Genomic DNA, 13,866 nt, shown 5'->3' with positions numbered 1-13,866 from the left:
GATGGTAGTGTGGGGTTACCCATGTGAGAGTAAGTCATCGCCAGCTCATTATTCTAAACACCCCCTTCAATACAAGGGGGTGTTTTTTTATATATATAAATTGAAATAAAGATATAAATACAAATATAAAGGGAAATGTATTTTAGAACTCACTGATAAAGATTTTTATATAGTGAGGAACTAATAATAAAAGCCTTCATCAAATCTTCATTGATCTGTCAGAGGAATGACACCATCATGCCGTTTAATCATGAGTCCTTAATTAAGTGATACATATGGATTTATGAACAAGACACTTTTAAGCACAGTACTATTGTCATTTTTAGCCCTTAGCGGTTGTAATGATTCTGATGATAAGATCACCTCAGATCAACAAAATCAGATAAAGGAACCTACACTTGTTTCATTTGCAAAGCTTGATGTAGCTACCTATGCCGATGGACCAGATTCGGGACTTTATGTTAAAGGTGCAAATGGTATTTATCCACCATTTAAAGGTCAGCCAGTTCAAGGATTTTCTGGGGCATTAAAAAATGCTGATGGAACGTATCTTGTAATGTCTGATAATGGATTTGGGGCACAAGATAACTCAGCAGACTACCTATTACGTCTTTATAATATTTCAGTAGATTTTAGAACTGCTAAGACCAACTCAAATAACGTTAAAGTACTGTCTCATATACAGCTTCGTGATCCGAATAAGTTAGTACCGTTCAAAATTGTCAATGAGAGTACGCCAGAACGCCTTTTAACAGGTGCTGATTTTGATCCGGAATCTATACAGCGTGATAAAAATGGCGATATTTGGATAGGAGATGAATTCGGTCCATTTTTACTGCATTTTAGTGCTGATGGTGTTTTAAAGAGTGCTCCGATTGCATTGCCTCATCCTGAAAAAGAAGGAGAGGAGCTTCGATCTCCACAAAATCAACTTCATCAAAGTGCGGCTGAAATAGAAAATGCGCTCGTGCAAAGAAGTGGTGGATTTGAAGGCATGGCTATTTCTCCAGATGGTCAATATTTATATCCAATGCTGGAAAAACCATTAAGCAAGAATGTGCAAAGACATTTATTAATTTCAAAATTTGATATTGCTAAAAAAGCATATACAAATGACCATTACTATTTTGAGCTCGACCCTAAAGCAACAGCAATTGGTGATTTCCAGTTATTTAGTCAAAATGAAGGTGTTGTGATTGAGCGCGATGATTCTGAAAATAATATTGGTGGTTTCAAGAAATTAGTTCGCATACAACTGAATGAACCGAAGAGGTTGGTTAATAAGACTGACTTGGTCAATTTAATGGATATTGCGAATCCAAATCTATTATATGGTACGCCACGTGAGGGCGATATTATGACGGGTGAGCGTTTCGGTTTTCCATTCTTTACCATTGAAGATATTGTGATTGAAGGACCTGATTTAATCACAGTGTTGAATGACAATAATTTCCCTGGTTCGAGTGGACGTAATGCAAAACTTGCAGATGATAATGAAATTATTCAGATTAAATTAGACAAAAAGTTATATTAATTGTTCGAGACCTCATGGATTTTGATCTATGAGGTTTTTTATTAAATTAAGTGAAAAATATCATAATGAAATAAGTAATTTAATAAATTCGTATTTGAGCGAGATATCATCATTACTCACCAATAAAATGATGGAAACACTGATTTTCGTAAGTCAAACAAACTTTGGTCTAATGCGATATTTAGATAAAAAGCCTAATTTTGATTGGATTTTAGACTAACGTTCAATTTTTATTAACACAGAATTATGTGAAATTTACCTCACAGACTTTAAGCACACAATTTTGATGCGTGGCTCACAACAATTAAATTCAAAGTTGGTTGGATCGTGCTTAAAGATTATTGAAATACGATCTCTCACAGGAGGTGAGGAATGTCACAGCAAGCAATGAACGTCAATAAAATTATTGACCATGCTAAATTCACACCATTTCACTTCAATGTTGTCGCTTGGTGTTTACTCATTATCCTGTTTGATGGTTATGACTTAGCAATTAATGGCGTAGTTTTACCATTATTGATGGATGAATGGGGTTTAAGTGCTGTTCAAGCAGGCATGCTCGCAAGTACTGCACTTGCAGGGATGATGTTTGGCGCAATGATTTTTGGTTCTTTAGCAGATAAAATTGGCCGTAAAAAAGTCATTATGATCTGTATTATTTTATTCAGTGGATTAACCTTTGCGGGTGGTTTTGCATCCAATCCAACTGAGTTCGGTATTTTGCGTTTCTTGGCAGGTTTAGGGATTGGTGGTGTTATGCCAAACCTTGTGGCTTTGACCTCAGAATATGCACCTCAAAAAATGCGTAGCACCTTGGTAACTACTATGTTTAGTGGTTATGCGGTAGGTGGTGTGATGGCTGCATTATTAGGTTCATGGTTTACACCAAGTTTTGGTTGGGAAATCATGTTCTTTATCGCAGGTATTCCATTACTTTTACTTCCAATTATTTGGAAATTCTTACCTGAGTCTTTAACTTTCATCGTAAAAGAAAATCGTCAGGAAGAAGCTCGTCAAATTGTGGCGAAGATTGAACCTAAAGTAAAAGTTGAGAAAGATACAACTTTCGAGCTTGATCAAGTAGATGAGCCTGAATCGGCAACTGTTGTCAGCTTGTTCCGTCGCGGTCGCGCTGTAAATACATTGTTGTTCTGGGTTGCATTCTTTACATGCTTATTAACCATGTACGCACTCAGCAGCTGGTTACCGAAATTGATGATGGCTGCGGGCTACTCAATGGATAATAGCTTAATGTTCATGATGGTCATGAATGTTGGAGCGGTAGTGGGGATCGTTGGCGGTGGTATCTTGGCAGACCGTTACCATTTAAAACCTGTATTGATGTTCTTGGGTTTAATGGGTGCGATTGTGATGAGCTTAATGGGCTTCCAGTCGAATATGCTGTTACTTTACATCTTGGTGTTCTTGGCAGGTGCTGCATCGATTGGTTCACAGATGTTGTTATACAGCTACGTAGCTCAGTACTATCCATTGGCAGTTCGTTCAACAGGGATTGGCTGGTCATCTGCGATTGGTCGTATGGGAGCAATTGTTGGTCCAATCTTGATTGGTGGCTTATTAGGGATGAACTTACCAGCGCATTTTAACTTTATGGCAGTAGGTTTACCTGTGTTGATTACCGCAATTGCAGTGGCTCTGATTATGAATGAAAGTGAATCTGAAAAGATTGGTTCAAGTCAGCCAAGTATTGCCAAAGCTTAAATAATTGAATGATTTAAAAGCCTCCGTAAGGGGGCTTTTTTATTAAAGTAGCAGGAGCTAATATAATGATAATATTTAAAATTATTATCATTGATATGGAAAAAGATTGGATAGATTATGTTGTGGCTTTAAGTAATACATTAACACCTTTGCTAGTTTTAGCATTAACTGGCGTTGGATGGCATATAAAAAATAATGTCGAAAAAAATACAGATTTAGAATTAAAAAATTTAGAACGCATTAAAGAGTTAGAAGATAAATTACATGTAGATAGAATTGAAACATATAATTTATTATTAGAGCCGTTCATCATTATGTTCACAAGTGATGCTATCTTTAATTCAGATCCAAAATATAAGGGAAAGACTAAGGATCAATTAAGTATCGGAAGAATGCTGAGTGTAGACTATCGTAAAATTGCTTTTAAGCTTTCATTAGTTGCTGATGATTCGGTAATTCGTGCTTACAATGCCTTGATGCAGCATGCTTATTCTTATAACAAGATGAAAGATAATTCCCCTGAGCATGTGTTAGTCCAAACATCAGTCTGGATTTCTTTGTTATCTGAAATGTTATTGGCAATTAGAAAAAGCATGGGTAATGCTTCGACTGAATTAGATAATTGGGAAATGATAGAATGGTTTATGTCTGATTCAGCAGAAATGAAAGACTTATATTTATCTACTCAAACTAAATGAAAAAACGAATTTTTCATTATGGAACAAGACATGAAACTTAACTCATTCTCCCCAATCCCTGACGATGATAGCGAACTTCATCTTCCTGAACTCATCTATTGGGCTTCATTAGGCGAAATCACAGAAGTTGAAACAGCTTTAAACAACGGAGCTGATGTAAACCAAATTGATGATGAAGGTTATAGCGCACTTCAAGCAGCCGCAGAGAATGGGTACTTAGATGTAGTACAACTGCTAGTCGCAAAAGGTGCAAATGTTGCTTACAAAGGTCAATTTACTGCATTAGAACTCGCTGAAATGGCAGGCGAGCAAGAAATCGTAGATTACTTAAAAAGTCTGTAAAACATACAAAATAAAACCCCTAAAAAGGGGTTTTAATCTTTTAAGACTGCGTCAATTCTTTATAAATGGCTTCATTAAATGCAGGAATATCATCAGGACAACGTGAAGTAATGAGCGGCCAACCGCCAGTATTACAACGATGCACCTCTTCATCGACCCATTTACCGCCTGCATTTTCTAAATCAATTTTTACTGACTTATAAGACGTCAGATTTTTATCTTTGATACGTTGCGCATCAATTAATGTCCAAGGCGCATGACAAATAGCTGCGATTGGTTTTTGATGGTCAGCAAAAATTTGAATCAATTTTTGAACCTGTGGATGAATTCGCAAGTTATCCGCATTCACCGTTCCCCCAGGAATAATCAGGATGTCATAGTCATTTGCGATGACTTCATCGAAGCTTAAATCAGGTTGAACTTGATCAGAAGGCTCTTGATCCCCAACCACAGTCTGAACAGATTTCTTTTCTTCAGCAGCATGATAGGTTTCAATCCCTTTTGATTTTAAAAATGCTAAGGGTTTGATTAATTCATCTTTTTCAACACCAAAATTTGCAGTAATAAATAAAGCTTTTGCCATGTTCACATCCTCAATCTTTAAAATTTTGTATGCAAGCCGTTTGCACTAGGCTATTCCGTATTGTAGGAACAGCATAAGTTGCTTGCACTTTGGAAATTACAGTCAGAGTTGTTGCGTGACACACTTTAAAACTAACAAATGGAATGCATGAAAGTGTTGTGAAAGCGAAAAAGCATGATGAATAATTGTTTTACAAGCGTGACAACGTGTAGTGTGCTTAAAAAATTCTACGTCTAAGAAAAAGAAAAGCCCATCTTCCTGATGGGCTTTTCTTCGTATCGGCTGCTTTTAGGTATAACTCCTGTCGTACCTCACGTCCTGATGCTCAAACTTATTATTGTTGTTTTTTGTTTGGGAAACTTCCTGTTTCCTGATGGTTTAAGAATAGTGCAGTGACGTTGATATGCATAGCCGACAATAGAAGAGATGATTGTAGGAAAATGCTTACAAAACTGTCTAAGTGATTCATTTATCGCTCAATAGATCAATTTAGCGTTGTAAATTTTCACGAATGAATTGATCACTGTATTTTACCAGCTGATCTAATGCAGGTTGCTCAACAGGGTAGTGCCCGCCATTTTGTAAACTCATCACACGATAAGGTACTTTCAACTGTTTCAAAACAGGTTGACTCAATTTTAAAGGAGTCCATTGATCCTGTTCAGGTTGGGTCAGTAACACAGGTGCTTGATTAAACTGAGTCAAAGGATATGGTTTTTGGTAATGCATATAGCTGTTTAAAAACTCCACGCTCATGCTATTACCTGCAGATGTTTTGTCAGCCAGCATGATGCGTAGGGCTTCAGGGTCATTGGTGAGTTTTGACATCTTTGAGACCAAGGACATAGGTAAGGTGATTTGCTTAAAAGGGGTATGTGCAACTGCTTTCATACTTGGCAAAAGAACAGGGCTTAGAGCACTAAAACGCATGGTTCCTTTTTGAACGTCTTTAAATTCTTGATCGAGAAAGGTCATTCCGATGATGCCATCGACATGTTGATTCTGCATGGCCACATGTAGCGTGATCATTCCACCTGCTGAGAGTCCATAAAGGAAAATAGGACGATCATCTTTTTGCGCTTGTTCGTTCACAAAATCATTGACCAATTTCACCCAATGATCATAACGAATTTCTTTTTTTGAAGGGTATTGCGTCAGACCATAACCGGGTAAATCCAATGCGAAGGTTTCATACCCTTTTTGGGCAAGTGGACGCCCAAGAATTAAACTCATCTGACGACCATTTGTACCTACGCCATGTAATAAAATGACTTTGGCTGGCGCTTTAGTATTGGGATAAGCATCGACATGTACACGGTAATCATTCCAACTCCAGTAGTACTCATGTGGTTTGTTTTGGTCATTGATACGAAACTTCGAAGGGAGTCTTTGTTGTAATTGTTGCCAAGCTGCTTGTTGCTGGTAAGACTGTGGAATTTTAGTTTGAGTCCAAGCCAAATTGGAAATTAATAAAGCCATCATGGTGGCAACGGTTGTGAGTATTATTTTGAGCACGATTAAACGCCTTTCGTTTTTTTCAAACACTATAAAAATGAAAAGCAACTTTGTTTATTACCCAAATCATCAGTCGTAAAGGAATCGAGTCAATTGCTAAGCTCAAGTTACTGAAATTAAATGCATATTATTTTTTGTTTAGATTTGGTTGTATGTTAAGTGTACACAACTAGGTCTTAGGTCATCAGTGATGAATAGAAAATTTAAGCAGTTGTATTTGATTGTTTTTTAATCAAGCAAGTTGAGTTGAATTCATGGTAAAATGATCGGCTTTCATCTTTGATCTAATTTTTGATCTTCCATCTGCCAGCCGAGAATTGCTAGCCATGTCTACTGCTTATACCGCTCAGACTGCGCCAAAAGCGTTGTTTGATTACGACAAATATTGGGCGTCTTGTTTTGAACCCGCGCCTTTTTTGCCGATGTCACGCGAGGAAATGGACCAACTCGGTTGGGATAGTTGTGACTTTATTTTTGTTTGTGGTGATGCTTATATCGATCATCCATCATTTGTAACCGGTATCATTGGCCGTGTGCTTGAAGCGCAAGGTTTCCGTGTTGGTATTATTGCCCAACCAGACTGGACGAATGTTGAAGCATTCCGTGTACTTGGTAAACCAAATATTGCTTGGGGCGTATCGGCAGGTAACATGGACTCTATGATCAACCGTTATACGGCTGACCGTAAGATCCGTTCAGATGATGCTTATTCTCCAGATAACCAACCGAATAAACGTCCTGACCGTGCAGCAACAGTCTATTGTCAACGTTGTCGTGAAGCGTTCCCTGATGTTCCTGTTCTGCTAGGCGGTATCGAAGGCTCATTACGTCGTATTGCGCATTATGACTATTGGTCTGACAAAGTTCGTCGTTCTATTTTAATGGATTCAAAAGCAGATCTATTGATGTATGGTAATGGTGAACGCTCAATCATTGAAGTGATGCACCGTCTAGCCAAAGGCGAAAAAATTACAGACATTACTGATGTTCGTGGTACTGCATTTATTATTAATAAGCATAACCGTGCAGCGAAAGCTAAATTTGTTGAGATCGCATCAAATGATGTCGATACCATAGGCCGTGTTGATCCAATCATCAATCCATATGTGATGACCGAAGATATTGATGGCTGTGAAATTGAGAAAGACAAAGGCAACAGCTTAACGCAGTATCAGAATTTCCAAAAAGAAGTGGTCAGCAATCCGATTGTTCGTGAAGGCGACAATTTGGATGCAGATACGCAAATCGTGCAGTTACAGCCATCATCTAAGGCGATTAAACATAAATTGCCACCACGTGAATTGGCTGTGATTCGTCTGCCTTCTTTTGAAGAAGTTGCCAATGATCCAGTGCTTTATGCCCATGCAAACCGTATTTTGCATCTAGAAACCAATCCAGGGAATGCGCGCGCACTCGTGCAGAAGCATGGTGAGCGTGATGTCTGGATTAATCCACCGCCAATCCCACTAACCACAGAAGAAATGGATTATGTGTTCGACTTGCCTTATGCACGTCTACCACATCCATCTTATGGAGATGCGCGTTTCCCAGCGTTTGACATGATCAAATTCTCCGTGAACATCATGCGTGGTTGTTTTGGTGGTTGTACCTTCTGTTCGATTACGGAGCATGAAGGTCGAATTATTCAAAACCGTTCTGAAGAATCGATCTTACGTGAAGTTGAAAAGATTCGTGATACGGCGCCAGGCTTTACAGGTATTATTTCGGACTTAGGTGGTCCGACAGCCAATATGTATCGTTTGGCATGTAAAGATCCAGAAATTGAAAAGAACTGTCGTAAGCCATCGTGCGTGTTCCCAGGTGTTTGTCAAAACTTGCATACTGATCACGCTCCTCTTACGCAGTTATATCGTAAAGCTCGTGCTTTACCAGGTATTAAAAAGATTTTGATCGGTTCGGGTCTACGTTATGACCTTGCAGTATTGAACCCTGAATATGTCAAAGAATTAGTCACGCATCATGTCGGTGGCTACTTAAAGATTGCACCTGAACATACCGAAAAAGGCCCTCTCAATAAAATGATGAAGCCGGGTATTGGGACGTATGACCGCTTTAAGCAAATGTTTGATCGTTTTAGTAAAGAAGCAGGTAAGGAACAATATCTTATTCCTTACTTTATTGCGGCGCATCCGGGTACAACCGATTACGACATGATGAACCTTGCAATTTGGTTGAAAAAGAATGGTTTCCGTGCTGACCAAGTACAAACCTTCTATCCATCACCAATGGCAACTGCGACCACCATGTACTACACCGGTAAAAATCCGCTTGCGAAAGTGGCACGTTATACTGAAGATGTCGACATTGTAAAAGGTGAAAAACGCCGCCGTTTACATAAAGCTTTCTTACGTTACCATGATCCAAATAACTGGCCTTTACTGCGTGAAGCTTTGAAAGAAATGGGTCGTCAGGACTTAATTGGTAATTCTAAGCAACATTTGATTCCGACGTATCAGCCTCAGGGCACGGATGGTCAATATCAATCTGCACGTAAGAAAAATTCAACTGTTGCAGGTGATTCACAAAAACGTACGGGTCAAACCGCTAATCGTGGTCAATCACAAGGACAAAATAATCGTCCGAAGAAAGGCCAAATCTTGACACAGCACACTGGTTTGCCACCACGTGAGACTGGAGATCGCAAAAAACCTTTTGGCGAGGGGAAACCTAAGGGTAAATCCAAACCCAAGTCTCGTGCATAAATGATAATTTCTTTTAAAAGGACGCTGCGGCGTCCTTTTTTGAACATTTTCTATACAATATTTTCGATGATGCTCATTTTATCGAAATATTGGGCTTGATTTGGGTAAGTCTCTTTTTTATTTTAAAATAATCATTTAAATTAGTAGTTTAGTGAGGTTTTGAGCTTTTCATTTCAGGTGATATTGTATTATCTTCAAATGAAATTTTCATCATTGTCCAACAATTATGTAATAGTGTGATGTGGTTCATGTTTTAAACTATAGCCAATAAGTGCAGAACATGTTTAATATAAGCTTGGTCTGAAGCGCTTTTCACTTGGACTATGCGGTATAACATCAGCATAATGAAACAATAATAAAAGTTGTGTTTTTTGAAGTAGTTTAAAAAAGAAATTAACGATAAGAATTCAAATAAGGATACTAGTCATGGATATCATGATCATCGCGAGTGTGATCATACTCGCTGTGGTGTTGTTCATTGCTTATAAAGGATTAAAGCATCAACAACCCTCTGATAGCATGCTCCGTCAAAGAGCAGTGTTTAGCCCCTATCAGCAAGTAACTTTCAATCGTCTTAAAGAAATCATGCCAAATGCGCATATTTTGGCACATGTCTCTTTTGACGCCTTACTGACCACAAAGTTACCGCGTACACGCCGTAAATATGAGTCAATGTTTGCTGATTTTGTGGTGATGAATAAGGATTGTAAAGTTCTTGCCATTGTCAGTTTAGAAGATAAATTTTCATTCAAACGTGGACATACTTTACAGTTTCAAAATGCATTACTTGAAACCGCGGGATACAAAGTGATCTCTTACCATGCTGTCCCAGAATATGTGCAGTTAAGACGTGATTTTTTGGATGAATACACTGAGGATATGCCAATTGAATGGGGAGATGAATCCGTGATTGAGCATAAATTAGAAAAGTATAGTGCTGGGCGATTGGCAGATATTCGCGCATTTAGCTAATCATCTTTGAAATAAAAAAGCATGCTCAGGCATGCTTTTTTTTTTTATCAAGGTTTCGCGGCAATTACCGTTAGCTCAACAAGAACATCGGGATGATACAGTTTAGCCTCTACGCATGTACGCGGTAGAGCTTGAATATCAGAAACCCATGCATCCCAAACTTCATTGAATGCTGCATAATCTTTGTCAATATCTTTTAGATAAATTGTCACAGACATGATATGGCTTTTATCTGTACCTGCTTCAGCCAATAAACGGTCAATAATGTCAAAGGTTTGTTGTGACTGTCCACGAATGTCGAGAGACGTATCTTCTGCTAACTGACCTGCCAGATGAACGAAGTGACCAAAAATAGCAACCTCAGAAAAACGTTTTTGAACGTGTAAACGTTGAACAGACATAAAGCTCATCCCTTATAGATATAAATATAGATTATGAAATGCCGTATAGGATTTAGAAAGTATAGGGTAAGTGGAACTATAAATTCGGTTTAATTGCTGTATCTCTGAAAGTTTATTTTTATGGGAGGAGATCAGAAATATTTGGAGGAAAAAGACATTGTACCCATTCAGATTAGAGTGCCCTGTAATATTCGGATGGATTGTCACGCCAATCACAGGACAAATGTGTTAGATATAGGTCTTCTAACAACATCTCAGCAGACACATGGGTAAATGTATTGCGCGATTAGATTACTCTAAAAAGGAAAAAAAGGCGAAAAAAATTGACTTAATTTTGTTCTTTTGCATGAAAACTAGACGAAATTTACAATCCGAATAAATTGAGTTGCGTGTCTTGTTGTTTTTCTGAAAGTTGATACACCCCAACACCAATGAGTCTAAACTGATATTCATCAGGAATATTCATTTCCATTAACAATAATTTGAGTGCCAGTTGCAAATCCTCTATGTGATTGAAAGGTTGTTTAAAGCTTTTAGAGTGTTGTAAAACTTGAAAATTTTTAAGTTTGAGTTTGACGCTGATACCTCTAGCGATCATTTCCTTGTTTTGAAGATTTTGCCAAACACGAGAAAGCAGTGAAGTCCAAAATTGATCACATTGGTTTAAAAAAAGATCTTCATCAAACGTGGTTTCTTTAGAAATTTGCTGTCTTTGGCGTTCGCTTTGAACAGGTCGCTCATCGATCCCTTGAGCATAGAGAAATAATTGTTTGCCATATTTTCCGAAATGATGAGTGAGAAAGTTTTCTTCGACTTGCTGTAAATCCCCGAGTTTTTCGAGTTGCAAAGCTTTTAATTTTTCCTGTGTGACCTTTCCTACACCAGGGATTTTTTTGAGTGGAAGATCATAGATGAACTGTTGCACCTGATTGGGTTTGATCACACAAATGCCATTCGGTTTATTCCAATCAGATGCAATTTTGGCTAAAAACTTATTTGGTGCAACGCCTGCTGAGGCGGTCAATCCAGTAAGCTGAAATATTTCATCACGAATATGCATCGCAACTTCAGTAGCACTTGGGATCTGCTGTAAATTTTCAGTGACATCCAGATATGCTTCATCCAGCGATAAGGGTTCGATGATGCTGGTATATTTTTGAAATATCTCATGAATTTGGGATGACACATGTTGGTATTTAGAAAAATTTGGCTCAATGACGATCACTTGTGGGCAAAGTTTTTTGGCTTGTGTCATCGACATGGCCGAACGTAAGCCATACTCACGAGCTGGGTATGATGCTGCTGCAACGACGGCCCGTGGGTGATGAGATGCAATGACCACAGGTAAGTGTTGTAATTCTGGACGCTCTCTAAGCTCCACAGAAGCGTAAAAAGCATCCATATCGATATGAATTATCTTTCGCAAAATGTTCAATCAATCATGAGATGCCTTAATTTTAACCCATAATTAAGGCATCGTTGAGCTGATTATTGGGTATGCGTAAGGCTCCGTCAGTAAAGTCACCTTTCGACCTTGATGCTGTGCATGATCAATCACGAGTTGTAGGCTTTTCGGAGAATGATCTGCTATTCGTGGTAGAAACTCTAAAGGTTGTGAAAGTGGTTTAAAGAAATTGTCCCAATGAATTGGAATGACTTCTTTCGGTTGTAACTGATCAATGGTTTCAGCGAGATACTGCTGTTGAAACTCGGGTGATTGTTTTGAAAGCTGAGCAATTCCTAAAAACAAGACATCTACATTTAACTTTTGAAATTGATTAGGAAGCGCACCTGTGCTGGCTTTAACTAAAATTTTGTGATTATTGTGCTCAATCAAGTAGTCAAAGCTACCGCCTTCTTTAAACTCATAAAAACGTGCTGGCTGAGGCAGTGGATGCAGAATCTCTTCACCTAAATCATTGTTCACTGCTGTAGGTGGCGTATGTTGTGAGGGAATAGGCGTAATACGAAATGCACCCAATTGTAGTGCTTGAAAAGGCACAGCCAGTTTCAATTGATGCTCAGGCACTTTGCCGCCTCGTGCTATATTTAGTGTACTCAACGAACCAATGATGTGAGTTTTTGGGAGTGAACTTCCGAGCACTGAAATATCCAAAGCATGATCATAGTGACTGTGGGTCACCAATATGGCTTTGAGGCGTTTAAGCTCATGGTCCTGAATCATATTGTGAAGCAGTGCTTGATCACTGGAGAGGCGTTGTAAAGCAATGTTCATGAGAGATGGTCGACTAAAAAAACCATCAATTAGAATTTGTGAATTACCATCATCAAATAGCAATGTGGAAACGCCAAAAAAGCGAACATTTAATTTTTGTTCACTGACGGGTTGGTCTATTTTAGCCTTCCATTGATTAAATTCGGAGAGCTTTCCTGATGGTTGCCATAAATAAAAAAACGCAGCCATGAGCGTGACAGCCAAAAGACCAACCACTGTTAAAATCCATTTTTTAAGCGACATCATGTCATCCTTATAAAGCGTAACTCGCTTGCTTGAGCCCAGCTGCACTCTATTTTTTGTTAGATCTCTTTAGTTGTAACGTACTGACTCCTTAAGATTTATGGCTCAATTTGATTTAATTTTAGAAATTTTATCCAGTCGTTTTGATCGCCATTAAATACATTCAAATCCACTGGTGTAGAAATACCCTTAATTTTGCCTTTATTGGTGTATTGCCAAAAGATCCAATCTGGATTGTCTTTTAATTCAGGTTGAGTGGTGTATTCACGTACCCAGAGTGGGGTATCCGTAAAAGCACCCGCAAGTACGATGTTATAGAAGGCTTTAGAAACATAAAAGATAGGTTGTTTGCCATAATGTTGATGCAGCAAATCGTGCATAACATCGATTTCATATAACAGTTGTTCTTTGCTATAGGTATTGATGCAATTGCTGTCGTATTCCAAATCAATGACTGGAGGAAGGGCATCTTCTTTAAGTGGCACAGAATCAATGAAATTTAATGCCTGAACTTTACCATCACGGCAAAGTCGATAGAAATGATACGCTCCGACTTTAAAACCATGCTCGCGTGCTTTCAGCCAATGATCCTGAAATTTTCGATCTTTAAAGTCGCCACCTTCTGTCGCTTTGAGGTAGACAAATTGATATTCCTTTTTGGGAATTTGTGACCAGCGAATTTCTTTTTGATGATGTGAGACATCAAATCCTTTGATTGGATATTCTTGAGCTGTTGCTGGTTGAAACGGCAAAAAGAAAAAGCTCAATAATCCGACCATGAGTGCGATCAGGGCTGCACCTAAAAGGGAAGTCCACAAGATAATCTTCTGCGAATAGATATGCTGCTTATTTTTTGAATTCATGAGCACTTAAAGATTGGTGCGAAATATGATTAAT

At 38.4% G+C, this 13,866-nt stretch carries 12 protein-coding genes; 6 read left to right on the top strand and 6 right to left on the bottom strand.

Going from position 1 to position 13,866, the window contains the following annotated elements:
- Window positions 1-283 precede the first annotated feature (283 nt).
- The 4 genes from AC1M9A_RS07655 to AC1M9A_RS07640 all read left to right on the top strand — a co-directional run bounded on the left by AC1M9A_RS07655 (window position 284) and on the right by AC1M9A_RS07640 (window position 4,296).
- Window positions 284-1,534, top strand: a complete 1,251-nt coding sequence (locus AC1M9A_RS07655; protein ID WP_481609971.1) for an esterase-like activity of phytase family protein — start codon at window positions 284-286, stop codon at window positions 1,532-1,534.
- A gap of 372 nt (window positions 1,535-1,906) precedes the next feature.
- Window positions 1,907-3,256, top strand: a complete 1,350-nt coding sequence (locus tag AC1M9A_RS07650) for an aromatic acid/H+ symport family MFS transporter (protein ID WP_092767403.1) — start codon at window positions 1,907-1,909, stop codon at window positions 3,254-3,256.
- A gap of 65 nt (window positions 3,257-3,321) precedes the next feature.
- On the top strand, window positions 3,322-3,954 hold the full coding sequence (locus AC1M9A_RS07645) for a hypothetical protein (protein WP_213032612.1): 633 nt from the start codon (window positions 3,322-3,324) through the stop codon (window positions 3,952-3,954).
- 30 nt (window positions 3,955-3,984) lie between these two features.
- A complete protein-coding gene (locus AC1M9A_RS07640) occupies window positions 3,985-4,296 on the top strand; it encodes an ankyrin repeat domain-containing protein (RefSeq protein ID WP_092767432.1) in 312 nt (103 codons plus the stop codon).
- 40 nt (window positions 4,297-4,336) lie between these two features.
- Here AC1M9A_RS07640 and AC1M9A_RS07635 read toward each other — a convergent pair whose 3' ends face one another.
- Both AC1M9A_RS07635 and AC1M9A_RS07630 read right to left on the bottom strand, forming a co-directional pair.
- A complete protein-coding gene (locus tag AC1M9A_RS07635; RefSeq protein ID WP_481597428.1) occupies window positions 4,337-4,879 on the bottom strand; it encodes a type 1 glutamine amidotransferase domain-containing protein in 543 nt (180 codons plus the stop codon).
- Between the two features lie 489 nt (window positions 4,880-5,368).
- Entirely contained in the window at window positions 5,369-6,394 is a 1,026-nt protein-coding gene (locus AC1M9A_RS07630) for an alpha/beta fold hydrolase (protein WP_481609970.1), read from the bottom strand.
- A gap of 326 nt (window positions 6,395-6,720) precedes the next feature.
- Between AC1M9A_RS07630 and AC1M9A_RS07625 the strand changes: the two genes are divergently transcribed.
- On the top strand, window positions 6,721-9,117 hold the full coding sequence (locus tag AC1M9A_RS07625) for a YgiQ family radical SAM protein (protein ID WP_035268131.1): 2,397 nt from the start codon (window positions 6,721-6,723) through the stop codon (window positions 9,115-9,117).
- A gap of 426 nt (window positions 9,118-9,543) precedes the next feature.
- The gene (locus AC1M9A_RS07620) at window positions 9,544-10,089 is read left to right on the top strand and encodes a DUF2726 domain-containing protein (RefSeq protein ID WP_092767397.1); all 546 of its coding nucleotides are present in this window, start codon (window positions 9,544-9,546) and stop codon (window positions 10,087-10,089) included.
- A gap of 47 nt (window positions 10,090-10,136) precedes the next feature.
- Here AC1M9A_RS07620 and AC1M9A_RS07615 read toward each other — a convergent pair whose 3' ends face one another.
- The 4 genes from AC1M9A_RS07615 to AC1M9A_RS07600 all read right to left on the bottom strand — a co-directional run bounded on the left by AC1M9A_RS07615 (window position 10,137) and on the right by AC1M9A_RS07600 (window position 13,832).
- The gene (locus AC1M9A_RS07615; protein ID WP_481591509.1) at window positions 10,137-10,490 is read right to left on the bottom strand and encodes a RidA family protein; all 354 of its coding nucleotides are present in this window, start codon (window positions 10,488-10,490) and stop codon (window positions 10,137-10,139) included.
- 364 nt (window positions 10,491-10,854) lie between these two features.
- Entirely contained in the window at window positions 10,855-11,916 is a 1,062-nt protein-coding gene (gene dinB / locus AC1M9A_RS07610; RefSeq protein ID WP_481609969.1) for a DNA polymerase IV, read from the bottom strand.
- Window positions 11,917-11,958: 42 nt separating this feature from the next.
- Window positions 11,959-12,969, bottom strand: coding sequence for an MBL fold metallo-hydrolase (locus AC1M9A_RS07605; protein WP_481609968.1), 1,011 nt, complete (start codon window positions 12,967-12,969; stop codon window positions 11,959-11,961).
- A gap of 98 nt (window positions 12,970-13,067) precedes the next feature.
- Window positions 13,068-13,832 carry a glycoside hydrolase family 25 protein gene (locus AC1M9A_RS07600; protein WP_481609967.1) on the bottom strand — a complete coding sequence of 255 codons (765 nt, stop codon included), beginning with the start codon at window positions 13,830-13,832 and terminating at the stop codon, window positions 13,068-13,070.
- Between the last annotated feature and the right edge of the window lie 34 nt (window positions 13,833-13,866).

Source organism: Acinetobacter sp. ANC_7634 (genome assembly GCF_056779875.1).
This window is presented reverse-complemented; position numbering and strand designations above follow the sequence as displayed.